At 73.1% G+C, this 22645-nt stretch carries 18 protein-coding genes; 10 read left to right on the top strand and 8 right to left on the bottom strand.

Translation table 11 applies throughout. The annotated features are described in order from the left end of the window. Positions 1-204 precede the first annotated feature (204 nt). The 5 genes from EBN88_RS01875 to EBN88_RS01855 all read left to right on the top strand — a co-directional run bounded on the left by EBN88_RS01875 (position 205) and on the right by EBN88_RS01855 (position 5528). On the top strand, positions 205-2394 hold the full coding sequence (locus EBN88_RS01875; RefSeq protein ID WP_199742219.1) for a GMC family oxidoreductase: 2190 nt from the start codon (positions 205-207) through the stop codon (positions 2392-2394). Between the two features lie 213 nt (positions 2395-2607). Continuing rightward, entirely contained in the window at positions 2608-3408 is an 801-nt protein-coding gene (locus EBN88_RS01870; RefSeq protein WP_407703363.1) for a polysaccharide deacetylase family protein, read from the top strand. Positions 3409-3506: 98 nt separating this feature from the next. Beyond that, the gene (locus tag EBN88_RS01865; protein WP_233580384.1) at positions 3507-4157 is read left to right on the top strand and encodes a TetR/AcrR family transcriptional regulator; all 651 of its coding nucleotides are present in this window, start codon (positions 3507-3509) and stop codon (positions 4155-4157) included. Further along, complete coding sequence (locus tag EBN88_RS01860) at positions 4154-4528, top strand: VOC family protein (RefSeq protein WP_122182006.1); 375 nt, start codon at positions 4154-4156, stop codon at positions 4526-4528. Before EBN88_RS01865 ends, EBN88_RS01860 begins: the two co-directional genes overlap by 4 nt. Before the next feature lie 130 nt (positions 4529-4658). Further along, the gene (locus EBN88_RS01855) at positions 4659-5528 is read left to right on the top strand and encodes an aldo/keto reductase (protein WP_122182005.1); all 870 of its coding nucleotides are present in this window, start codon (positions 4659-4661) and stop codon (positions 5526-5528) included. Positions 5529-5561: 33 nt separating this feature from the next. On the opposite strand, the gene EBN88_RS01850 is transcribed toward EBN88_RS01855, so the two are convergent. Further along, the gene (locus EBN88_RS01850; protein ID WP_147472622.1) at positions 5562-6578 is read right to left on the bottom strand and encodes a hypothetical protein; all 1017 of its coding nucleotides are present in this window, start codon (positions 6576-6578) and stop codon (positions 5562-5564) included. Between the two features lie 143 nt (positions 6579-6721). Further along, complete coding sequence (locus EBN88_RS01845) at positions 6722-7750, bottom strand: lactonase family protein (protein ID WP_122182003.1); 1029 nt, start codon at positions 7748-7750, stop codon at positions 6722-6724. Positions 7751-8036: 286 nt separating this feature from the next. Here EBN88_RS01845 and EBN88_RS01840 point away from each other — a divergent pair, with 286 nt between their 5' ends. The 4 genes from EBN88_RS01840 to EBN88_RS01825 all read left to right on the top strand — a co-directional run bounded on the left by EBN88_RS01840 (position 8037) and on the right by EBN88_RS01825 (position 12436). After that, positions 8037-9302 carry an FAD-dependent oxidoreductase gene (locus EBN88_RS01840; RefSeq protein WP_122182002.1) on the top strand — a complete coding sequence of 422 codons (1266 nt, stop codon included), beginning with the start codon at positions 8037-8039 and terminating at the stop codon, positions 9300-9302. A 113-nt stretch (positions 9303-9415) separates the two neighbouring features. Then, a complete protein-coding gene (locus EBN88_RS01835; protein ID WP_122182001.1) occupies positions 9416-10558 on the top strand; it encodes a cupin domain-containing protein in 1143 nt (380 codons plus the stop codon). An 89-nt stretch (positions 10559-10647) separates the two neighbouring features. Beyond that, positions 10648-11532: a fumarylacetoacetate hydrolase family protein gene (locus tag EBN88_RS01830; RefSeq protein WP_122182000.1), complete on the top strand. Its 885-nt coding sequence runs from the start codon at positions 10648-10650 to the stop codon at positions 11530-11532. Between the two features lie 127 nt (positions 11533-11659). Continuing rightward, positions 11660-12436, top strand: coding sequence for an IclR family transcriptional regulator (locus tag EBN88_RS01825; RefSeq protein WP_122181999.1), 777 nt, complete (start codon positions 11660-11662; stop codon positions 12434-12436). A gap of 22 nt (positions 12437-12458) precedes the next feature. Here EBN88_RS01825 and EBN88_RS01820 read toward each other — a convergent pair whose 3' ends face one another. Continuing rightward, entirely contained in the window at positions 12459-13847 is a 1389-nt protein-coding gene (locus EBN88_RS01820) for a GntP family permease (RefSeq protein ID WP_122181998.1), read from the bottom strand. A 164-nt stretch (positions 13848-14011) separates the two neighbouring features. On the opposite strand from EBN88_RS01820, the gene EBN88_RS01815 reads away from it, so the two are divergent. Next, on the top strand, positions 14012-16897 hold the full coding sequence (locus EBN88_RS01815) for a tetratricopeptide repeat protein (protein ID WP_122181997.1): 2886 nt from the start codon (positions 14012-14014) through the stop codon (positions 16895-16897). Between the two features lie 14 nt (positions 16898-16911). Here the strand turns inward: EBN88_RS01815 and EBN88_RS01810 are convergent, their stop codons facing one another. The 5 genes from EBN88_RS01810 to EBN88_RS01790 all read right to left on the bottom strand — a co-directional run bounded on the left by EBN88_RS01810 (position 16912) and on the right by EBN88_RS01790 (position 22613). Further along, positions 16912-17922: an ABC transporter substrate-binding protein gene (locus EBN88_RS01810; RefSeq protein WP_122181996.1), complete on the bottom strand. Its 1011-nt coding sequence runs from the start codon at positions 17920-17922 to the stop codon at positions 16912-16914. Next, entirely contained in the window at positions 17919-18686 is a 768-nt protein-coding gene (locus EBN88_RS01805; RefSeq protein ID WP_122181995.1) for an ABC transporter ATP-binding protein, read from the bottom strand. Before EBN88_RS01805 ends, EBN88_RS01810 begins: the two co-directional genes overlap by 4 nt. Continuing rightward, entirely contained in the window at positions 18686-19582 is an 897-nt protein-coding gene (locus EBN88_RS01800; RefSeq protein WP_233580383.1) for an ABC transporter permease, read from the bottom strand. Before EBN88_RS01800 ends, EBN88_RS01805 begins: the two co-directional genes overlap by 1 nt. Next, on the bottom strand, positions 19579-20373 hold the full coding sequence (locus EBN88_RS01795; protein ID WP_233580382.1) for an ABC transporter permease: 795 nt from the start codon (positions 20371-20373) through the stop codon (positions 19579-19581). The genes EBN88_RS01800 and EBN88_RS01795 overlap by 4 nt, the downstream gene beginning before the upstream one ends. A gap of 365 nt (positions 20374-20738) precedes the next feature. Then, the gene (locus tag EBN88_RS01790) at positions 20739-22613 is read right to left on the bottom strand and encodes a coagulation factor 5/8 type domain-containing protein (protein WP_199742218.1); all 1875 of its coding nucleotides are present in this window, start codon (positions 22611-22613) and stop codon (positions 20739-20741) included. Positions 22614-22645 lie beyond the last annotated feature (32 nt).

The following is a 22645-nucleotide window of genomic DNA, read 5'->3' as shown; positions in this document are numbered from 1 at the left end:
GAGGCCCCGGCCCGGTCGCCGACGCCCCCTGCGGGGCACGGCGGTTGGTGTGACCCCACGGAGCTTTCGATCACTTTCGGTGGGAGTCCGACCATGGAACACCGCCACTCGGACGGGTTTGATGTGCTGGGGCGTGCCGTGTGGCCGTGGGGACAACGACCCGACGGAGCGCCGACCGTTCGGCAGCGATCCGAAGGAGTGCCGATGGAGCCGTGGCAACCCGCCCCACCCCACCGGATGGTCACCCTCAGGGCCCTGGTGAACCGCCTGATCCCGGCCGAGGACCACCCGGCCGGGTGGGAGGCGGGTCTCGACACCTTCCTCCCGCGCATCCTGGCCGGCGACGCGCGCCGCCTCGCGCCCCTGGTCGAGACCGGCCTCGGCCTGCTGGACCACGAGGCGTGCGCGCGGAACGCGGGCGGTCCCAGCTGCGGTGTGCGCTTCGCGGACCTGGCCCCGGCCGAACAGGACGTGGTGATCGAGGAGTTGCTCGACGGCGAGGCCAGGGCCGAGTGGGGCGGGACCGATCCCGAGGAGTTCCTGCGGACCGTGATCCGGCTCGCCGCCCAGGGCTTCTGGGGCGACCCCGGCAACGGCGGCAACCGCGAGGGCCTCTCCTGGCGGCTGATCGGCTACCGCGAGCGGCCCGGTTCGGCCTCGTGGCCGGAGCCCGACGACGCCCCGCCGCCCACCGTCGACTGGGACGCCGTCGCGGGCCACTACGACGCCGTGGTGGTGGGCTCGGGGGCGGGCGGCGGCGTCGCGGCCTGTGTGCTGGCCGAGGCCGGCCACCGGGTGCTGCTGGTGGAGCGCGGCGAGTGGCTCACCCCGGCCGGACTGCGCGCCGACCACCTGCGCGGCCAGCGCCGCGTCGCCGTCAACGGCGCCTACGACGCCACGGCCGGCCCGCCGGCCGAGGGCAACCCGAGGGTGGCGGCCGGCCTGGCCGGCGACGAGACCGTCTGGCCTGACGACGCCCGCTGGAACAACAACGCGATGACCGTCGGCGGCGGAACCCGCGTCTATGGCGCGCAGGCCTGGCGGTTCTGCCCCGAGGACTTCCGGATGGCCAGCCTCTACGGCGTCCCCGAGGGCAGCGGCCTCGCCGACTGGCCGCTGGACTACGAGGAGTTGGCGCCCTACTACGACCGCGCCGAGTGGGAGATCGGGGTGAGCGGGGACCCGCGCGGGAACGCGTTCGCCGGCGAGCGCGCCCGGGGCTACCCCATGCCGCCGGTGCGTCCCAACGCGGTGGCGGGACCGCTGGCCAGGGGCGCAGGGGAGCTGGGCCTGGCGACCTCGCCGGTGCCGCTGCTGATCAACTCGACTGCCTACAACGGGCGGGGCGGCTGCCTGAACTGCGCCGCCTGCGTCGGCTTCGGCTGCCCGGGAGACTTCAAGAACGACACCAGGAACACCGTGATCCCCCGGGCCCTGGCCACCGGCCGCTGCGATGTGCTCACCGGGGCGCGGGCCGAGCGGCTGGTCACCGACTCGGCCGGCCGGGCGGTCGCCGTCGCGCTCGTCGGCCGACGGCCGGGGCCCGACGGGGAACGAGGGGAACGGGTGCTGCGGCGCGAGGTGCGGGCGCGCGCCTTTCTGCTGGGCGCCGGCGCGATCGAGACCGCGCGCCTGCTGCTCAACAGCCCGTCGGCGCGGGAGCCCAACGGCCTGGGCAACAACCACGACCAGGTGGGGCGCCATCTCCAGGGCCACGGCTACGCCGGGGCGCACGCCCTCTTCGACGAGGTGGTCCAGGACTGCGTGGGCCCGGGGCCGAGCATCGCCTGCAACGACTTCCGGCACCACAACCCGGGCGTCGTGGGCGGCGGGATGCTGGCCAACGACTTCGTGCCGACCCCGTTGCAGGCGTACCAGACGTTGCTCTCGCTGGGGCAGATCCCGAGTTGGGGGAGCGCGGCCGTCCGGGGGCTGCGGGAGCTGTACCCCCGGCTGGCGATGGTGACGGGGCCGGTGCACGAGGTGCCAAGCCCGACCTCCCGGGTGACCCTGGCGACCGGCGTCAGGGACTCGTTCGGCATACCCGTGGTGCGCCTGGCCGGTCGGCCGCACGAGGCGGACCTGGCCGCGAAGCGGCTGCTGGCCGAGAAGGCCGAGAGCTGGCTGCGGGCCAGCGGGGCGCGGGCGGTGTTCCCGTTCGGCACCGTCCAGGCCACCCATCCCAGCGGCGGCCAACACCAGGCCGGTACCTGCCGGATGGGCGAGGACCCCGCGAACTCGGTCACCGACTCCTGGGGGCGGGTGTGGGGGCACGCCAATGTGCGGGTGGTGGACGCCTCGCTCCATGTGACCAACGGGGGCGTCAACCCGGTGCTGACCATCCTCGCGCTGGCCTACCGGGTCGCCGGGCGGGCCGCCGAGGAGTTGGCCTGAACCCTCCGGACCGCCCCGGGACCGACCGCCCCGGACCGCGGTGAAGCCCGTGGGAGGGCGGGCGTTCCGTTCCGTGGGGGGCCGGTGAAGGCGCAGCTCAGACCGGTCATAGGATGACGTGATCATTGCCTCTCCGGGGGCGGAGCGCCCCGCGTTCCGCCCCCGAGGGCTGACCACGGGGATCATCACACTTCACCACGGGGGGAGTTCGACGTGTCGCGAGCCGGTGTGCGCGAGAGTCCGCGAGGTCGGGGCCGGAAGCGGCGCCGGGGAACGGGAAGGGTCGGCGGCGCGGTCGCGGCGGCGGCCTCGCTGCTGGCGCTGAGCGGGTGCTCGATGGCCACCGTCTCTCCCGCCGACGCCCGTGGTGAGCCGGCGGCCGAGGGCGCGGTGAGCCTGGAGGGGCCGGACTGCGACGAACTGAAGTGCATAGCCCTGACATTCGACTCCGCGCCCAGCGAGCACACCCCCGAACTGCTGGAGATCCTGCGCGAGGAGGAGGTGCCGGTGACCTTCTTCCTGCTGGGAAGGAACCACGTCGACACCTACCCCGAGCTGGTCCGGCGGATGGTCGACGAGGGGCACGAGGTGGCCAACCACACCTGGACCCACCCGCGTCTCACCGATCTCGACCGGGACGAGGTGCGCGAGGAGCTGTCCAGGACCCAGGAGGCGATAGCCGACCTGACGGGCGTCACGCCCACCCTGATGCGCCCGCCCCAGGGGCGGACCAACGACATGGTGGGCGAGGTCAGTCGGGAGCTGGGGCTGGCCCAGGTGCTCTGGAGCGTCACCGCCAAGGACTACGAGACCACCGACTCCGAGCTGATCGAGGAACGGGTCCTGGACGGCGCCGACCGGGACGGGATCATCCTGCTCCACGACCTCTACGACGGAACGGTGCCGGCGGTGCCCGGGATCATCGAGCAGCTCAAGGCCGAGCACTACACCTTTGTCACCGTGACCCAGCTGCTGGCCCCCGGCGCGGCCGAGCCGGGGCGGGTCTACCGCTGAGCCGTCGAGGCCGTCGGGGCCGTCCCGTTTCCCGGGAACAACGCCCGCCGGGCGGGCGGGCGTTGACGGAGTGAGCACTCACTCCTTAGGGTTCCGGCATGAGCGAGGAACCTCGCCCCCGCCGCCGGGCGCCCGGGATGAGCGCCGAGCAGCGGCGCGCGATGATCGTGGCGGCGGCCGTGCCTCTGCTGGTCGAGCACGGCGCGGCCGTCACCACCAGCCGCATCGCCCGGGCCGCCGGCATCGGTGAGGCCACCGTCTTCCGGGTCTTCCGCGACAAGGACGAGGTGCTGGCCGCCTGCGTGAACGAGGTGGTCAACCCCGACCATGTGCTGCGCGAGCTGGCGGCGATCCCGCCGGAGCGCCCGCTGGCCGAGCGGCTGGTCGAGGCGGCCGAGGCGCTGCGCGCCCATCTGTCCCGGCTGGTCACGATGTTGGGCGCCCTGACGACCTCCGGCTACCAGCCGGAGCGACGCGGCGGCCCCGGGCCCGGCGGCCCGCCCGGGCGCGGAACGACGCGCGAGTCGGACATGACCGCCGTGCGCGACGCCATCGTCGAGGCCGTCGTGGAGCTGATCCGCCCCGACCGGGAACGACTGCGCCTCCCGGCCGAGCGGCTGGCCGCGATCTTCGTCGGCTCGCTCTCCAACCAGTTCGCCCCCGGCGCCGCCAACGCGGCCGTGGACCCCGAGGAGTTGGTCTCCGTGCTGCTCCACGGCGCCGTCCGATCGGAAGGCAGCCCTTCGTGACCATCACCCTCAACCACGCGCTGATCCCCGCCCGCGACCACCTCGCCGCCGCCGACTTCCTGGCCTCGGTGCTCGACCTTCCCCGGCTGCCGCCAGACGGCCAGGGCGGGCACTTCGCGCCCGTGCGGGTCAACGACACCCTGACCCTGGAGTTCGTGGCCGACGAGCGGCCGGCCGCCCAACACCTGGCGTTCGACGTGGACCCGGAGACCTTCGACGGGATACTGGCCCGGCTGACGGCGGCCGGCGTCCCCTTCGGCGACGACCCCTCGGACCCGGCCAACGGCTCCACCGCGCACCCGCTGTGCGCACGCGGGCTGTACTTCGTCGACCCGGACGGGCACCTGTGGGAGGTCATGTCCCCGGCGTGACCCGCGTCGGCCACGAGGCACCGACGCCCCGGTCCACCGCGTCTGACGCCGCGGTCTGATCCGACGAGACTCTACGGACACGACCTAGATTGAGGGGGCGACTTCATCCGCACCGCTCAAGGAGGATGACATGACGGCATCTGATGGCACCCCGGTCTCCCACTCGGGAACGTTCGACCTGGGCGGGGACCTGCCGGTGCGTCGGCTCGGCTACGGGACGATGCAGCTGACCGGGCCCGGGGTGTGGGGCGATCCCGCCGACCCCGACGAGGCGGTGCGGGTGCTGCGGCGGGCGGTCGAGCTGGGCGTCACGCTGATCGACACGGCCGACGCCTACGGCCCGTTCACCGCCGATCTGCTGCTGCGCCGCGCCCTCCACCCCTATCCGGACGATCTGGTCATCGCCACCAAGGCCGGCTTCGCCCGCACCGGGCCCAACGCGTGGGTGCCGCTGGGGCGCCCCGAGTTCCTGCGGCAGCAGGTCGAGTTGAGCCTGCGGCACCTGGGCGTGGAGCGGATCGACCTGTTGCAGCTGCACCGGATCGACCCCACGGTGCCGCTCGCCGACCAGCTCGGCACCCTGGCCGCCCTCCAGTCGGAGGGCAAGATCCGGCACATCGGGCTCAGCGAGGTGAGCATCGCCGAGATCGAGGAGGCGTCAGCGCACGCCACCGTGGTGTCCGTGCAGAACCGCTACAACCTCGCCGACCGCGCCGCCGAGGACGTGCTGGAGTACGCGGAGCGCGACGGCCTCGCGTTCATCCCGTGGTTCCCGTTGGCGACCGGGGCGTTGGCGAAGGGCGACGGGCCGCTGGCCCGCGCGGCGGCCGAGCACGGGGCCTCTCCCTCGGCGCTGGCCCTCGCCTGGTTGCTGCGCCGCTCGCCCGCGATCCTGCCCATCCCCGGCACCTCCTCCGTGGCGCACCTGGAGGACAACGTGTCGGGCGCCGAAGTCGAGCTGACGGACGAGGAGTTCGAGGCGCTGACCGCCGCCGTGTGACCACTCCCGGGTGAGCGGCGGGGGCGCCGGCGGTCAGCCGTCGAGCGCGCTCAGGGCGTCGGCGGCCAGCAGGGACGCCTCCGCCACGGCGTCCGCCGGCTGGCCGTCCGGCGCCCAGCTCTGCCGGGCCACGGTGATCACCACATTGGACCGTCGGTGGCTCAGCTCGATGCCGCCGGGGGTGTCCTCCCGTCGCCAGGTCGTCCCCTCGACGTCCAGGCCGCCGCCGGCGTACGGCGTCCAGCCGAAGGACTCCCCGGCCGCGTCAGCCGGCGCGGCCTCGGCGGAGCCCCGCCAGGGATGGAGCCGGTAGACAAGGGTGAACCTGGCCTCGTCGTGGGCCAGTTCGCACCGCACACTCCGGAACTCCTCGGCTTCGGTGACGGTCGGCTGCTCGGCCGCCGGGAGTCCGCCGCGGACGACGTCCAGTCCGGCCAGGCTCTCCTCGGCGACCGCGCACGGGTCGGGCACGCTCGCCACCGTGGCGCTCCCCGGCCACCACGGCGCGTCCCAGGGGTGGTCGCTCCGCAGCGACCAGCCGGCGGCCACGGCGACCGCGACCAGCACCACGGCCCAGCGCATCAGCAGCCGGCGCCCGGTCCACGCGCCGGCCGGCGGAGTGCTCAGGGCCGGGGCCCCGGACTCCGCCTCGGGTATCGCGGCGCGCAGCCGCGCCACCGCCGCCTCGAACGCCCCCGGCCCCTGGGCCAGATGGCCCCGGGGCGCCGGCAGCCGCAGCCGCTCCCCGTCGCGCAGCAGCGCCTCGGAGCCGCTCGCGTCCACCGTGATCAGCCGTATGTGGTGCCAGGGCACGGCCCTGGCCTCACCGAGGGCCGCGCCGACCCGCAGCAGCGCCCCGGACGCCGTCAACCGCGCCCTGGCGTGCCACACCAGCCGCCAGAGTGCGAGCAGCGACAGCGCCGCCCCGCACAGCCGCAGCCAGGCCAGCCCCTCCCGGTGCGCGAGGACCGTGCCCGCGACCAGCAGCGCCAGCAGCACCGCGTATCCGGGAACGGCGCCCCGCACCGCGCCGATCGCCCTCCGCGTCAAGTCCTCGTCCCCCTGCCCCGCCACGTCCCATCGCCCCCCGTGGTCAACCGGTCTCCGACAGTGTGGCACGGGGGTCTGACAGCGGGATGCCGACGAGGTCACGGCCCCGCACCGGGTCGGCGACGGCCGGGGCGACGGACGCGTCAGCGCCCGGGCACCGCGGCGACGAAGGCGGGGGAGGCCACCCGGTGGCGGGCGCGTTCCGTCAGCTCCCCGGTGGCCGGGTCCAGATCGAGGCCGACCACCACGTCGCCCGTCTGTCCCGCCGCGTACATCCGCGTGCCGTCCAGCGAGAAGTGTCGTGGCCAGGGGGCGCCCGGCGACTGCTCGGCGACGGCGCGCGGCGGGGCGTCCTCGGCGAGCGCGAACGCGGTGACCGTGTCCGGGCCGCGGTTGGAGACGAAGCCGAACCGGCCGTCGGCCGTCAACGCCAGCTGGGCGCAGTGGTTCCGCTCCGGCCGGCCCGAGGCCGGCACGCCCTCGCCCGCCTCGAAGACGCCGGGGGCCGACTCGCGCAACGGGATCAGCTCGCTGGTCAACTCGGTCACCACATAGGCCCGTTGCCCGCCGGCCCTGACCAGCTGCCGGGGCCCGCAGCCGGCCGGGAGCCGGGAGGCGACGCGGTCCACCAGCCGGCCCTCGGGGGTCAGCCGGTAGGACCAGAGGGTGTCCGTTCCCAGGTCCACCACGGTGGCCAGGGTGCCGGTGGCGTCCAGCGCCACCATGTGCGCGTGCGGCGCCTCCTGGCGTTCCGGGTCGGGGCCCGAGCCCTCCAGCTCGGCCAGGTCCGTGCGCCCGGTGGGCACGCCCCGCTCGTCCAGGGCGAGAACGGCGACGCTGCCGCTGCCGTAGTGCGCCGCCAGCGCGTGGCGGCCGTCCGGGGTGACCGTCAGATGGCAGGGCGCTGACCCGCCGCTGTCCAGGGTGCCCAGCACGCGGGGCGTGCCGTCGGCGTCCAGGGTGAACGCGGTGACGCCGCCGAGGTCCAGCTCGTTGACCGCGTAGCCGACCGGCAGCCTCGGGTGCCAGGCCAGCCAGGAGCAGCCGGACACCTCCAGTTCGGCGACGGTGGACAGCGTTCCCCCGGCGTCCTCCCTGAGCACGGTGAGCCCGGGGCCCGAGCCGCCGCTGTCCTCGGTGTAGGACCCCACACAGATCAGCCGGTCACCCATCTCGCTCCGTCCGTCGCGCCGTTGGTGCCCTCACACGGTACCGGCGGGCGGGTCGGACCCCGTTCGGGCCGGTCAGGTCGTGGTGGCCCGAGAAGGCGCGCGGCAGCTCCGGGTAGGCGGAGCTGGGTGGATGGGGTCCGTCTGGTGGCGGCGGGCGACGGCGCCATCCGTGCGCCCGCCTCGACGGCGGTGACCCGGCAGCCGCGTCGGCCCCGGCTGTTTTCTATATAGAAGAAGTTTGTCAAGCTCTATTTCTCATGAGTGGAACTCGTGAGAGATTGGCCGCATGGCAGCACTACAGCGTGGACTCAAGGACGGACCCGTGCTCGTCGTCGGGGGCGGGCCGGTCGGGATGGTGGCGGCGGCCTCGCTGGCCCGGCTGGGCGTTCCGGTCGTCCTGATCGAGGCCGAGGACGAGCCCAAGACCGACTGGCGGGCCTCCACCTTTCACGCGGCGACGCTCGAACTCCTCGACGAGCTGGGCGTCGCCGAGCAGATGCACGCCGAGGGTCTGCGCGTGCCGATCTACCACTTCAGGGACCGCGCCGAGGGCCTGGTCGCCGCGTTCGACTTCTCGCTCCTCGCCGACGAGACCCCCTATCCCTACCGGCTCCAGCTCAACCAGCAGCACCTGGTCCGGATGCTGCACCAGCGGCTGCGCACCACCCCGGGCGTGGAGCTGCGGTTCGGCTGCCGGGTGACCGGGCTGCGCGCGCGCCCCGGCGGCGGGGTGACCGTCGAACTGCACACCCCCGACGGGCCGCGCGAGCTGACCGGCTCCCACGCGATCGGCGCGGACGGCGCCGGCAGCACGGTGCGGAACGCGCTGGGCGTGGAGTTCACCGGCTTCACCTACCCCGAGCGCTTCCTGATCGCCAGCACCTCCGTCGACCTCTCCCAGGCGCTGCCCGGGATCGCCGAGGTCAACTATGTCGCCGACCCGCGCGAGTGGCTGTTCCTGCTGCGCACCCCCGAGTCCTGGCGCGCGGTCTGGCCGGTGCCGGCCGGGCAGAGCGAGGAGGAGGCGCTGGCGGTGGAGACCCTGCGGCGCCAGTTCCAGGGCGTGGCGCCCTGGCCCGGCGGCTACCCGATCATCGACCGCCAGCTCTACCGCGTCCACCAGCGGGTCGCCGAGACCTTCCGGGTCGGGGACGTGACGCTGATCGGCGACGCCGCGCACATCAACAGCCCGATGGGCGGCGTCGGGCTCAACAGCGGCATCCACGACGCCGTGGACCTGGCCCGCCGCCTCGCCCGCATCGCCGAAGGCGCCGACGCGGACGCGGAGTTGGACACCTTCGCCGAACGCAGGCGGCGGATCGCCGTGGAGTATGTGCGGGCCGACACCCAGCGCAACACCGACCGGCTCCGGGAGACCGACGAGGCGCGCCGCCGCGCCTCGCACGCGGAGATGCGCGCCATCGCCGCCGACCCGGAGCGCGCCCGCGCCCATATGCGCCGGGCCTCGCTGCTGGAGAGCGTGCGGCGCTTCGGGATCGGCCTGCCGCCCGGGCGCACGCCGGAGCGCGCCACCAGCGCGAGCAGCCACTGAACGCGCGCCCAGGCCTGCACTCAAAGAGACGGATCACAGCCGACCGTTGGCGACCCGTTGCCGCCCGTTATCGAACGTTGCACCAACCGATGTCGATCGATCAGGAGGCCCCCATGTCCACCGCCGAGGAGATCCGGACGTCCGACGGGACCCCGGAGCCCGGGGACGCCGAGCCGGCCGTCGAGCCCGAACTGAGCGCGCTCTACCGGGACATCGACGCCGCCGGGCTGCGCCCCCTGTGGACCATCACCGAGCAGCTGCTCACCCCGACCCCACGCCCGAAGGCGGTGCCCTGGCTCTGGCGCGGCTCGGTGATGCGCCCGTTGGCCGAGCGCGCCATCCGCCTGGTCCCCGTGGAGCGCGGCGGCGAACGACGGGTGCTGTCCCTCACCAACCCCGGCCTGGGCGGCCGGCCCTACGCGGCCGGCACCCTGTGGGGCGCGCTCCAGTGCCTGGGCCCCCGGGAGACCGCGCCCGCGCACCGGCACACGCCGGGCGCCATCCGCTTCGTCACCGAGGGCGCTGGCGTGTGGACCACCGTGGACGGCGACGCCTGCGACATGCGCCCCGGCGACCTGGTGCTCACCCCCGGCGGCGCCTGGCACGACCACGCCAACGGCGGCGACGGGCACATGTACTGGTTCGACGGCCTCGACCTGCCGATGATCGAGGCGTTGGACGCGGTCTTCTTCGAGCAGCACCCCGAGCCGCGCCAGCCGGTCGAGGGCGAACACAACCGCTCCGAGCGGGAGTTCGCGGCCGAGGGTGGCGCGTTCGCCGACACCATGGTGGCCGGCGCGGTGCGTGGCCCGCTGGACCCCGAGCCGTCCCGGCTGCTGGTCTACCGCTGGGCGGAGACCGACCGCCGGCTGACCGAGCTGGCCGCTGGCACGGACGAGCCGCTGGTCAGCCTGGAGTTCACCAACCCGCGCTCGGGCGCCAGCGTGCTGCCCACCCTCTCCTGCGGGATGCACCGGGTGCGGCCCGGCGGCGCCTCGCTGCCGGTGCGGCGCAGCGGCAACCGGATCTACGTGGTCTTCCGGGGCGAGGGCCACAGCGTGATCGAGGGGCGCCGCTTCGACTGGACGGCGGGCGACATGTTCGTGGTCCCGTCCTGGGCGGCCGAGGAACACCACTCGGCCGAGGGCGCCGACCTGTTCTCGCTGGGCGACGACCCGGTGCTGCGGGCCCTGGGCGTCTACCGCGAGGAGTCCCTCCCGAACGCCCAGGCCGTCACCGACGTCTTCGGCGGCTGACCCGCAACGGGCGACCGCCGCACCACCGCACGGCACCGTGAACCGGCCGCGCCGAAACCGGCCGCCGGAGAGATCGAAAGGCAGACGAGATGAAGCTGGCGCTCTTCGACGACCACCGCCTGGGCGTGGTGGACGAGACGGGGGAGTCGCCCCGAGTGGTCGACGTCACCGAGGCGTTGGGCTGGCCGCACGACCCCGACCCGCTGACCGCCGGCTGGTGGCGTCGGCTGTGCCGGGACTTCTCGCGGGTGCGCGGCCGGCTGGCCGAGGCGGCGGCCGCCGGCGAGGGCCGACCGCTCGCGTCGGTGCGGCTGCGCGCCCCCGCCCTCAACCCGAGCAAGATCGTGGCCTGCGCCTGCAACTACGCCGACCATGTCGCGGAGATGCACGGGGTGCAGGAGCGGACCCTGGGCGGGGTCGAGTCCTGGATGATGAACTTCGACGTCTTCCTGAAGGCGCCGTCCTCCCTCTCCGGGCCCGCCGAGGACATCGTGCTGCCGAGCGAGATCGTCGAGGCGGGACAGGAGATCCACCACGAGTCGGAGCTGGTGATCGTCGTCGGCGAGGGCGGGACCGACATCCCCGAGGAGCGGGCGTTGGACCATGTCCTGGGCTACACCCTGGGGTTGGACATCACGGTGCGCTCGGCCGCCGACCGCTCGCGGCGCAAGAGCTACGACACCTTCAGCCCGCTCGGCCCGGTGCTGGTGACGGCCGACGAGGTGGGCGACGCGGGCGGCCTGGAGATCTGGCTGGACGTCAACGGCGGGAAGCGTCAACACGTCAACACCCGCGACCTGTTGACGCCGGTGCCGGCGATCGTGTCCTATGCCTCGCACATGATGACCCTGCTGCCGGGCGACCTGATCTTCACCGGGGCGCCCCCCGGCGTCGGCGCGATCGTGCCGGGCGACACCGTGCACGCCTCGATCACCGGCGTGGGCGCGCTGACCCTGTCGGTGCGGCGGGGCTGAGCGCGCCGTCGAGCGAGGCTGAGCGCGACCGACCGCGACCGACCGCGACCGGAGCGGGGCCTCGGGGCAGCGGTTTCCCTACCCCGAGGGACCCCTCAACAGAAAAGAACTGGGCTAGAATTCTTTTATGTCGAATGAAGTGTCGGGGGCCAGCTCGGTGGACAACGCCCTCCGCCTCCTCGAACTGATCGGGGAGCGGAAGGCGTTGCGCGTCTCGGAGGCCGCCGGTGAGCTGGGCGTCGCGCCCTCGACCGCGCACCGGCTGCTCAACGCCCTGCGCCGGCGGGGCTTCGTGATCCAGGAGAAGCCCAACACCGCCTACCGTCCAGGGCCGGTGCTCAACGAGATCGGCCTGGCCGCCATCGGCCGGGTGGACATCCGGCAGGTGGCCAGGCCGGTGCTGGAGGAGGTGCGGGACCGCACCCAGGAGACGGTCAGCCTCTCGCTGTTGGAGGGGCGCAACGTCCGGTTCATCGACTGCGTCGAGAGCCCCCGCGCCGTCCGCGTCGGCAACCGCACCGGCGTCGTCCTGCCGGCCCACTGCACCGCCGCCGGCAAGGCGATACTGGCCGCCATGCCCGAGCCGGAGCTGACCCGGCGCTACGACGGCGCCGAGCTGACCACCCGCACCACCGCCTCGGTCGCCGACTGGCCCAGCCTCGCCGCCGAGTTGGCCGAGATCCGACGCACCGGCTACGCCGTCAACATCGAGGAGGGCGAACGCGGCATCTCCGCCGTGGCCGCCGTGCTGCGGGACCGCGCCGGCACCCCGCTGGCCTCGTTGGCCGCCGTCGTCCCGGCGCACCGGCTGCCGTCCCGGGCCGAGGCGGGCGAGCTGGCCGAGCACCTGCTCGCGGCACGCGACCACCTCCAGGAGACCCTGCGCGGCCACTTCACCGCCTGAGCGGAGGGAACGGGGGCCGGATTCAGGCCACCGCGTAGAGGGCGCAGGCCAGGCCGAAGCCCATCACGGCGATCAACGTCTGGAGCACCGTCCACGTTCTGAGCGTGGTGCGCACATCCATGTTCATGAACCGCCCCACCAGCCAGAACCCCGAGTCGTTGACATGGCTGGCGATCACCGAGCCGGCCGCCAGCGCCAGCACCAGCGCGGCCAGGGCCACCGCCGAGAACCCGCCGCCCTCCACGACCGGCTGCATCAGCCCGGCCGCCGTGGTCAGCGCCACGGTCGCCGAGCCCTGCGCGATCCGCAGCGCCGAGGCGATCACGAACGCGGCCACGATCACCGGCAGCCCCAGGTCGGCCAGGCTCTCCGAGAGCGCGTCGCCGATTCCGCTGGCCCGCAGCACCGCGCCGAACATCCCCCCGGCGCCGGTGATCAGAATGATCGAACAGACCGGCCCCAGCGCGGAGTCGGTCAGCTCCTCCACCACCTCCCGGCCCCGGCCGCGCCGGGTGCCCAGCACATGGCCGGCCACCAGCACCGCCACCAGCAGCGCCACCGGCGTCGAACCCAACGCCCGCGCCGGCGCGTACCAGCCCTCCTCGCCGCTGACCCAACCGGCCGCCCGGGCCGCGTCCAGGCCCGTGTTGGCGAAGATCATCACCAGCGGGAGCAGCAGCAGCGCGATCACCGTGCCGGGGCGCGGCGGCTCCTCCTGGTCCTCGGCCCGGGGACCCCCGGTGAGCAGTTCGGGCACCGGGAGGACCACCCGCCGCCCCGCCCACAGCCCGAAGAGATAGCTGGTCACGTACCACGTGGGCACCGCGATCAGCAGTCCGAACACCGTCACGAGCCCGAGGTCCGCGCCCAGCAGCTCGGTGGCGGCCACCGGGCCAGGGTGCGGCGGCAGGAACGCGTGCATCACCGAGAACGCGCCGGCCGTGGGCAGGCCGTAGCGCAGCACCCCGCCGCCGAGCCGGCGCGCCACGGCGAAGACGATCGGCAGCATCACCACCAGGCCGGCGTCGAAGAAGATGGGAAAGCCGAAGATCAACGAGGCCACGCCCAGCGCCAGCGGAGCCCGTTCCTCGCCGAAGCGCCGGATCATGGCGTCGGTCAACGACTGGGCGCCGCCGCTGACTTCGATCAGCCGGCCCAGGATCGCGCCGAGGCCGACCAGCAGCGCCACATTGGCCAGGGTGTCCCCGAAGCCGCCGGTGAGAGTCGGCAACACCTGCTCCGAAGGGATGCCGGTGGCAAAGGCCGTTCCCAGACTGATCGTGATCAGCGCCAGGAACGCGTGCATCCGAAGGACGATGATCAGAAACAGCAGGGCGGCGACCGCCACCCCGGCTATGGACAACAGCCAACCCGTGGAGAGGGTCTGCACCCACTCGGTCTCCGGCTCCATCGCGACAGCTCCGTTGCGGTCGGGTCCAGGGACCCGCCCGAGGGCGGGCGTCGGGGGACCGTACCAGCGGCCCCGCCGGCCCCGAAAGACCGCCTCGTCCCCTCGCGTTGTCAGTGGCGGGGGGTAGCCTCCCGGAGGCGGAGAGCGAGAAGAGGGGGCCGCACATGGCAGGGGAGCGACGGTCCAGGCGCGAGGTGATCAGGCGCCGGCGGCAGGCCGGATTCGTGGGGCGGAGAGGGGAGTTGGCGGCCTTCAGGGACAACCTGGCCCGGGGCGTCGAGCACGACGACTACCAGTTCGTCTTCCATGTCTCGGGCAACGCGGGCGTCGGCAAGACGGCGCTGGTGGGGCAGTGGGAGAGGCTGGCGGTCGAGCGGGGCGCGGTGACCGTCACCGTCGAGGACGAGGTGCACGGCCCGATCGAGGCCATGGAGGCCATGGCCCGGCGGCTGCGCGAACTGGGCCATCCGCTCAAGGACTTCGAGAAACGCCTGGCCCACTACCGCCGGCTCTACCAGGAGGTGGCCGCGTCGGCGGAGACCGCCGACCACCACGCGCCCGGCGGGACCAGCATGGCCAGCGGGGTGTTGGCCAGGGCCGGTCTCGCGGGCCTCGGGCTCCTGCCGGGCGGCGGCCTGCTGGCCGGCGCGCTCGACGCCGAGGAGCTGGCCCAACGCACCGACCGGCTGCGCGCCGCGCTCGGCGCCCGCCTCAAGGGCGCCGAGGACGCGGCGCTGGTGCTCGACCCCGTGCGGGAGTTGACCCCGGTGCTGGTGCGGGAGGTGGGGGAGGTGGCCGAGGACGTCCCCTGGGTGGTGCTGGTCTTCGACACCTACGAACGGACCGCGCCGGTCCTCGACGACTGGGTGCGCGAACTGGTCCTCGGCGGCCGGTTCGGCGAACTCCCCCTCAACGTGCTGGTGGTGCTCGCCGGCCAGGACCAACTCGACGCCCGACGCTGGCGGGACGGGCTCGACCATGTGCACCAGGTGGCGCTCGACGTCTTCACCGAGGAGGAGGCGCGCGCGCTCCTGGCCGCCAGGGGCGTCACCGAGGAGAGCGTGGTGCGGGCCGTTCTCCGGCTGACCGAGCGGCTGCCGGTGCTCGTCGCCCTGCTCGCCCAGCGCGTCCCGGACGGCGCGGAGGAGGTGGCGGACCTCTCGGAGACGGCCGTGGACCTCTTCCTGCGGTGGGAGACCGACCCCGCCCGCCGCGAGACGGCGCTGGCCTGCGCGCTGCCCACCGCCCTGGACGAGGACGTGTACGGGGTGGTCGCGGGTCAGGACGCCGGGGACTACGCCTGGCTGCGCTCGCTCCCCTTCGTCAACGAGTCGGCGGGCCGCGCCCGTTACCACGACGTCGTCCGCTCCCCGATGCTGCGGCTGCTGCGCACGCAGTCGCCCAGCCGATGGCGGGAGCTGCACCTTCGGCTGGCTGACGCGTACCGGGGATGGCGGGAGGAGTTGGAGGAGACGCTTCCCTCGCATCGGCGGTGGGATCACGCGCGGTGGCAGGAGCTGCGGATCGAGGAGACCTACCACCGGCTGTGCGCGGTGCCCCACGAGGAGCTGCCGGGGACGATCGGGGGCGTCGCGCACGCCTGCGCGCACGGCGTGGACACGCGACGCCGCTGGGCGCGGCTGCTGGCCAGGGCGGGTGCCGATGCCGGCGAGCAGGAGATCGCCGGGCTGGGCGAGCGCCTGCTTGCGGTCGCTGGCAGTGATGTCGAGCTGTTGACGGTGCTGCTCGACACGCCCCATCCCGGTGCGGGGACGCGTGCCGAGATCCGGGCGCAGCGAGGCCGGGCCCGGGTGCTGGCGGGCGATCCCGCCGGCGCCGTGGAGGACCTGACGGCCGTGCTCGCCGTCCGTCCCGACCACCGCCGGGCGCTTCTGCTCAGGGCGCGGGCCCGGAGACAGCGCGGGCAGCTCGACCTCGCGCTGGCGGACTGCACCGAGGCGCTCCGCCGGGCGCCCGACGACGCGAACGCCCACGCCGAGCGCGGCGACATCAACCACCTGCTCGGCCGCCGCGAGATGGCGCTCGCGGACTATGGGCGGGCCATCGCGGCGCGCCCCGATCTCGGCTGGGCCCACGCCCACCGAGGACATGTGCACCTGGAACTGGCGCGGGTGGACGAGGCGTTGGCGGACTACGAGCGTGCCCTGAGCATCCGCGCGGACGACGCGTGCGCTCTGGAAGGCAGGGCACGCGTCTCCCTCCACAAGGGCCGGCTCCGCGAGGCGGTGGACGACTTCGACCGCGCCCTGGAGGCACGGCCGAACCACCCGTCGGCGCTGGCCGGTCGTGCCCTGGCGCGGTTGACGCTGGGGGAGCTGTCCGAGGCCAGGGCCGACACCGACCAGGCCATCCGCCTTGATCCCCACTGGGAACAGCCCTACCTGTACCGGGGGATGGTGTTGTTCTCCCTCGGCCGGCCCTGGGAGGCGCTGCCCGATGTGGACCGCGCCCTGCGGGCCACGCCCCATGACACCGGTGCCCTGGCCATACGGTCGGAGATCCACCTGCTGTTGGGCGACGACGCCGAGGCGCTGGCGGATCTGGACCGGTTGCTTGAGGTGGAGCCCGACGAGGCGTGGGCCCTGGCCTGTCGCGCCCAGGTACGCCTGATCGCCGGCGATCTCGGGGAAGCGCTGGGCGATGTGGAGCGCGCTCTCGCGCGGCAGCCGGGCCATGCCGGGGCGTTGGTGATCGCCGGCGTCGCCCATCGGCTCGCCGGCCGGACGGCGGAGGCGGAGGCCCACTGGGCGCGAGCCCTGACGCGTCTGACCGAGGAGACCGCCGAGGGCCTCGAGGACTTCGAACCCTGGGGGAACCTCTTCCTCCTCCACTGCGTCCGCCGGGACGAGGAGTCGGCCGTCGCCGCGCGCCGGGGCTTCCTCGCCGCCGAGCCGGAGCCGGGCTCCCTACAGCAGTGGCTCGCCGCCCTCGACCGCTACCGCCGCATTCTCGACCTCGATCCCGACTGGGTGGCCGAGTTGGCCCGCCCCTTGCGGGCGCGGTTGTCCGAAGGGGGCGGTGGCGCGTGAGGTTGGCCCGGGGGTCAGTCCGTGACCCAGTCGTCGTAGTCGAGGTCGGCCTCGGTCAGGCCGATCTCGCGCATCACGCCGTGGATGGTCTCGATCGACTCCCGGTCGGTGGTGCCGTGCCACACCGGCAGGTTCATCCGGCCGGCCAACTCCGGTGCCAGGTCGCTGATCTCGGGCAGCGCCTCGCGGAACGCGTCGGGGTCGTCGGCGATCGAGCGGGCCGTCCGTTCGACGCCGGCGCGGAAGGCCGCGACCAGCTCGGGGTCGTCGGCGACGCGTTCCGAGGTCATCAGGAAGGTGCCGATCTGGAGCCCGGGCCTGGTGTTGACATAGGGGCCGGCCAGCGGGCGCAGCCCCTGGGAGATCCCGATCGTGGCGAACGGCTCGATGAGCACGCCCGCGTCCACGTCGCCCCGCTGGATGGCCGCCGGCATGTCGGGCAGCGGCATCTCCACGAACCGCACGTCGTCGTTGGTGAGCCCCGCCTCGCGCAGCACCGAGTTGACGACGACGTCGTTGATGTTCTGGAGCGAGTTGACGGCGATCCGCGTCCCGTCGAGGTCATCGGGCGTGGTGATCGGGCTGTCCTCGGGGACCACCAACTGCGCGAAGTCCTCGGCCTGTTCCTCGGCGGTCGAGGTGCCGGCCGCCACCATCTCGATCGGCATCCGCCGGCCCATCGCGATCAGCGCCGAGACCACGTTGGAGCCGGCGACGTCGATGTCGCCGCTGAGCAGCGCGGGGATCACGCTGGCGCCGCCGCTGGACGGGCTGACCTGGAGGTCCACGCCCTCGTCGGCGAAGTACCCCTGGCGCACCCCGTAGGCGAGGAAGGAGGAGGGCACCCCCGCCGTCTCGGAGACCACCAGGGTGTCGCCGTCCCCGCCGCCGGAGATGTTGGCGCCCGACAGGTCGCCGCCGTAGTCGGTGCAGGCCGCCGTGGTGAACACCAGCAGCCCGGCGAGCGCGCCGGCCAGCGCGCCCGCGCGCGCCCGGCGGCGCGCGAGGGGTCGCCGCGCGCTCATGCCGCCACCGACCTGCCGTCGATCGCGGCGAACAGCTCGCCGCGCAGCCGGGCGAACTCCGGCTCCTGCTTGGTGAGCACCTGGTCCCTGGGCCGGGGCAGGTTCACCGTGACGGCGTGCCCCACGGTGGCCGGCGGGCGCAGCACCAGCACGCGGTCGCCGAGATAGATGGCCTCGTCGATGTCGTGGGTCACGAAGAGGACGGTGATGCCATAGCGCTGCTTGACCGACAGCAGCAGGTCCTCCAGGCCCGACCGGGTCTGGGCGTCCACGGAGGCGAACGGCTCGTCCATCAGCAGGATGCTGGGACGGTAGGCCAACGCCCGGGCGATGGCGACGCGTTGCTGCATCCCGCCGGAGAGCTGCCACGGGTAGCGGTCGCCCCGGCCGGCGAGGCCCACCGCGTCGAGCGCCTCCTCGGTCGCCTCGTTGGCCGCCCTCCGGTCCACGCCCTTGTAGCGCAGCGGGAAGGCGATGTTGCGGCGGACCGTCATCCACGGCAGCAGTGAGCGGCTGTAGTCCTGGAAGACGAACGCCATGTCCTCCGGCGGCCCGGTGACGGGCTTTCCGCGCAGCGTGATCTCGCCCGAGGTGAACGGGATCAGGCCGGACAGACAGCGCAGCATGGTCGTCTTGCCGCAGCCCGAGGAGCCGAGGACGCAGACGAACTCCTGGTCGGCGACGGTGAAGTCGAGGTCGGCGACGGCGGGGGCCGCGGTCGGGTCGGGGCCGTAGACCTTCCGCAGATGGGAAACTTCGAGCATCAGACTTCTCCGTCGGACGAGGGGGCGGAAGGGGAGGAGGCCCGGGCGGACCGCCGCGCGGCGCGACCGGACTGCTTGCGGGGCGCGGCCGGGCCGGCCAGCCCCTTGAGGCCGAAGTGCCAGGCGAGCACCCGGCGTTCGAGGCGCAGGAAGAGCCAGTTGAGGACGTAGCCGAGCACGCCGAGCAGGATGATCCCGGTCCACATCTCCGGGATGGCGAACGAGCGCTGCTGCTCCAGCACGAAGTAGCCCAGGCCGTCGCTGCTGGCCACCATCTCGGAGACCACCATCAGGATGATCGCTATGGCCAGCGAGGTGCGCATCCCGGCGAAGATCCGGGGCGCGGCCGCCGGCAGGATGATCCGGGTGACGCGGGCGGCCAGCGGGATGCGGTAGGCGCGCGCCATGTCGAGCTGTTGCGCGTCCACGCCACGCACGCCGTCGATGGAGTTGAGCAGGATCGGCCAGACCGCGCCCAGCACGATCACGAAGATCTTGGAGCTGTCCCCCGAGCCGAAGAGCAGCAGGGAGAACGGGATCAGCGCCGGCGCGGGAAGCGCCCGCAGGAACTCGACCACCGGCTCGGCGGCGGTGCGCAGCACCCGGGACATGCCCAGCAGCAGGCCCAGGCTGACCCCGACCACGACCGAGGCGAGGTAGCCGGCGCCCATCCGCACCAGCGAGGGCACCAGGTCGCTGCCGACCCGGTCGAAGAGCCACAGCTCGTTGAAGTACCGGCCGATCTCGTCGAGCGGCGGGAAGTAGAAGCTCTGGGCGCGCGAGGCCCACACGCCGTAGCCGACCAACACGGCCACGGGCAGGGCGAGTTCCAGCAGAAGCCCGAGAGCACGGCGGTTCAGCCCGCGGCTTGCCGCGCCGTTCGTCGTGCGACTCACTGGGCGACCTCCTGACGCTGCGAGGGGTGCCACCTCAGCAGCCGGCGTTCGATGGCCTGGAAGGCGAGGTTGAGCACCCAGCCGACCAGCCCGGTGACGATGATCAGCGCGTACATGCGCGGCAGGTTGGCGTTGGACTGGGCGACCACGATCGACTGGCCGAGCCCGGGCGCGCCCACCACCAGCTCGGCGGTGACCGCCAGCACCAGCGCGATGGCCGAGGCGATCCGCAGCCCTGTGGCGATGTAGGGGGCGGCGCTCGGCAGGGTGACCCGGAAGAAGCGGGCCAGCGGCGGCAGTCCGTAGGCGCGCGCGGTGTCCCGCACCACCGGGTCCACGTCCTGCACGCCGTAGATCACCTGAAGCAGGATCGGCCAGAAGGTGACAAAGACGATCAGGAAGACCTTCATCTCCAGGCCGACGCCGTAGACCAGCACCGCCAGCGGGATCAGCGCCACGGAGGGCACCGGCCGGCAGAACTCGATGACGACCCGGGTCATCCGGTACGCGGTCTGGTTCGAGCCCAGCAGGATGCCGCAGGGCACGGCCAGCACGGTGGCCAGCGCGATGCCCAGGGCCCAGCCGCTGAGCGTGCGGCCTATCTCGGTCCACAGCGGGTGTCCTGCCGCGAGCTTGAAGAGTTCCGCATAGGTCTCGGTGACCGGCGGAAACCAGTCACGGGAGAGCAGCCCGGTGCGCGAGCACAGCTCCAGGGCGAGCAGCACCACCAGCACGCCGGAGACCTTCAGCCCGAGGTCCCGCACCCAGCGCCGCCCGAGCAGATGCCCCAAACGACCGGAAGCGTCCGCCAGGTTTGCCCGAGCTGTCCCCTGCGGAGCGCGTGTGACCGTTGCGGCCCCTTCGAGGCTCATGATGTGACAGGGGTAGGTTCGGACCAGCTCATGGCGACTCCTTTGTGCTTGAACGTGGGTGTCCTGCAAGCTACGACCTCATTCCGCCTACAGCAATACATTCGCTGGAAGTTCCCTCTATAAGAAAAACTGCCGGTCCGCGCGGGGTACATGGCGGTCCGGAGGCACACGAAAGGGCCGGCCGGGTGGGGAGAGCGCCCCACCCGGCCGGCCCGGGTTCGAGAGGTGGATCGAGGCCGATCGGCAGGTGATCAGTCAGCGATCAGCGGCCGATCGGCGCATGATCACGGGTAGTTGGTCAGGTACGACTGCTGACTGTCCAGATGGGCCGGATCGCCCGCGTCGTTGATGACCCGGTCGATGGTGCCGACCCCGCCCAGCGAGACCGTGACCAGGTTGTGGAACCGCACCCCCGGCGCCTCCGGGACCTCGAAGCCCCGGCTGGCGTGGATGTCCGGGTTCACGTTGAAGAACGAGTAGGCGCCCACGCCCCACGCCTCGTGCTCGGCGACGTCGTCGGCCACCTTGTAGGAGGCCCAGCCCAGCGAGCCGTCCCCGCTGCTGCCCCACGCCTCCTGGGTCGGCGGGTCGTAGGGCATCTCGTTCTGGAAGAAGTACGTCCGGCCCCGCTCGCCGTTCCAGATGACCTGGTACTCCTGGTAGTGCTCCACGAACAGCCCGTACATGGTGACGTCGTCACCGTTGACGATCACGCCGTTGGCGGCCGTGTTCACGTCCCAGCCCCAGGTGCCGTCCTCGCCGTGGTCGGCCCGCCACACCCACAGGTGGTCGCCGATCACATGGCCGCTGTTGACGGTGAGGCTGTTGTCCGCCCGGCCCAGGTGCGAGCCGCCGATCCGGAAGAACACGTCGTGCAGCGAGGTCGGGTTCTCCGAGTGGTCGGCCGAGGAGCCCTCCGGGCCCACCTCGATCAGCGTCGGGCTGCTCTCCGCGCCCGCGTCGATCAGGATGCCGGCCAGCTTGACGCCGTCCACGTCGGCGACCCTGATCGCCTCCTCGCCGGTGTCGGGCACCAGCGTGGCCAGGCCCAGGCCCAGCACCACGGTGTCCGGGTTGTTCACCTCGATCGCCGAGTCCAGATGGTGCACGCCCGGCGTGAACAGCAGGTGCTTGCCCTCCGCCAGCGCCTCGTTGATCGTGGCGGTCGGGGTGTCGGGGTGCACCACCAGGAAGTCGGCCAGCGAGATCGACGAGCCCGCCGCCGCGCCGCTGGACCAGCTGGTGCCGACCGCGTTCTCCCGCAGCGCCGGGACGAACACCTGGTACTCGCCCGCGTCGTCGATGTAGAGGAACGGCTTCTCGCGGATCACCGGGGTCTCGTCGACCACGGTGTGCGAGGGGTTCGGGAAGTTGGCCGCCGGGGTGCCGGTCGAGCCCACGAACACCATGTTCCAGACGGAGCCGTCCCAGCCGCCGTCCAGCTCCGTGTTGCGGGTCAACCACTGCTGCTGGGAACCCGACTGGACCCAACCGCTGATCTTGGTGTCCGCGTAGAGCCCGCCGCTGGCCCAGCCGTCATAGCCGTTCCACAGCTGAACTCCCAGCGTGTCCAGGTGCATCCGCCGGTACGGCGCCGCCTGGGAGACGGCCCAGCGCTCGATCTGGCCCTCGGGGATCGTCACCGAGAGGTTCTCGGCCCCGCGCCAGAAGTTCTGGGTGGCGTTGCCCAAGTTGTTCGGGTCGTCGCCCTGCTGGAGCCAGTCGGCCTCGACCCGGACGTGGCCGTTGACGTTGACGTCGTCCGGCATCAGGCCCAGCCCGGCGATCTGGGTGTAGAAGCCGACCTTGATGTCCAACGGGTACTCGCCCGGCTTGAAGAGCGCGGCATGGCGCTCGGTGCCGAACTGGTTGGTGTGCTGCTGCTCGTAGATCGCGTCCAGCTCGCTCTGGATCTGGTCGGCCGACATCGACGGGTCGTAGACGTGCACGTTGGGCCCCAGGTCGGGGGCGAACGGGTCCGTCTCCGGCACCGCCGTCGGGGCGGCCTCGCCGCCGTCGTCCTCGCCGGCCAGGGCGCCGGGCAGCGGCCCGGCCAACAGCCCGGCCGACACCAGGGTGACGGCACCGAGGGTGGCCAGGCCCCTGCGGGACAGCGGCAGCCGGCGGTGTCCGCGCGGCCCCGCCTTGCTTGCTCTCATGAAGAACTCCTGGTGGGGGGAGGTGAGGGCGC

The organism is Streptomyces triticirhizae (genome assembly GCF_003696235.1).
Taxonomy (GTDB): Bacteria; Actinomycetota; Actinomycetes; order Streptomycetales; family Streptomycetaceae; genus Streptomyces; species Streptomyces triticirhizae.
The sequence above is the reverse complement of the archived record's forward strand: the minus strand, read 5'-3'. Positions and strand labels throughout refer to the sequence as shown.

Bases quoted from the DNA above. Each gene is read 5' to 3' on its own strand.
- EBN88_RS01875 (WP_199742219.1), top strand. From the start codon at position 205: ATGGAGCCGTGGCAACCCGCCCCACCCCACCGGATGGTCACCCTCAGG.
- EBN88_RS01865 (WP_233580384.1), top strand. From the start codon at position 3,507: ATGAGCGAGGAACCTCGCCCCCGCCGCCGGGCGCCCGGGATGAGCGCC.
- EBN88_RS01855 (WP_122182005.1), top strand. From the start codon at position 4,659: ATGACGGCATCTGATGGCACCCCGGTCTCCCACTCGGGAACGTTCGAC.
- EBN88_RS01845 (WP_122182003.1), bottom strand. From the start codon at position 7,750: ATGGGTGACCGGCTGATCTGTGTGGGGTCCTACACCGAGGACAGCGGC.
- EBN88_RS01840 (WP_122182002.1), top strand. From the start codon at position 8,037: ATGGCAGCACTACAGCGTGGACTCAAGGACGGACCCGTGCTCGTCGTC.
- EBN88_RS01835 (WP_122182001.1), top strand. From the start codon at position 9,416: ATGTCCACCGCCGAGGAGATCCGGACGTCCGACGGGACCCCGGAGCCC.
- EBN88_RS01830 (WP_122182000.1), top strand. From the start codon at position 10,648: ATGAAGCTGGCGCTCTTCGACGACCACCGCCTGGGCGTGGTGGACGAG.
- EBN88_RS01825 (WP_122181999.1), top strand. From the start codon at position 11,660: ATGTCGAATGAAGTGTCGGGGGCCAGCTCGGTGGACAACGCCCTCCGC.
- EBN88_RS01820 (WP_122181998.1), bottom strand. From the start codon at position 13,847: ATGGAGCCGGAGACCGAGTGGGTGCAGACCCTCTCCACGGGTTGGCTG.
- EBN88_RS01815 (WP_122181997.1), top strand. From the start codon at position 14,012: ATGGCAGGGGAGCGACGGTCCAGGCGCGAGGTGATCAGGCGCCGGCGG.
- EBN88_RS01810 (WP_122181996.1), bottom strand. From the start codon at position 17,922: ATGAGCGCGCGGCGACCCCTCGCGCGCCGCCGGGCGCGCGCGGGCGCG.
- EBN88_RS01805 (WP_122181995.1), bottom strand. From the start codon at position 18,686: ATGCTCGAAGTTTCCCATCTGCGGAAGGTCTACGGCCCCGACCCGACC.
- EBN88_RS01790 (WP_199742218.1), bottom strand. From the start codon at position 22,613: ATGAGAGCAAGCAAGGCGGGGCCGCGCGGACACCGCCGGCTGCCGCTG.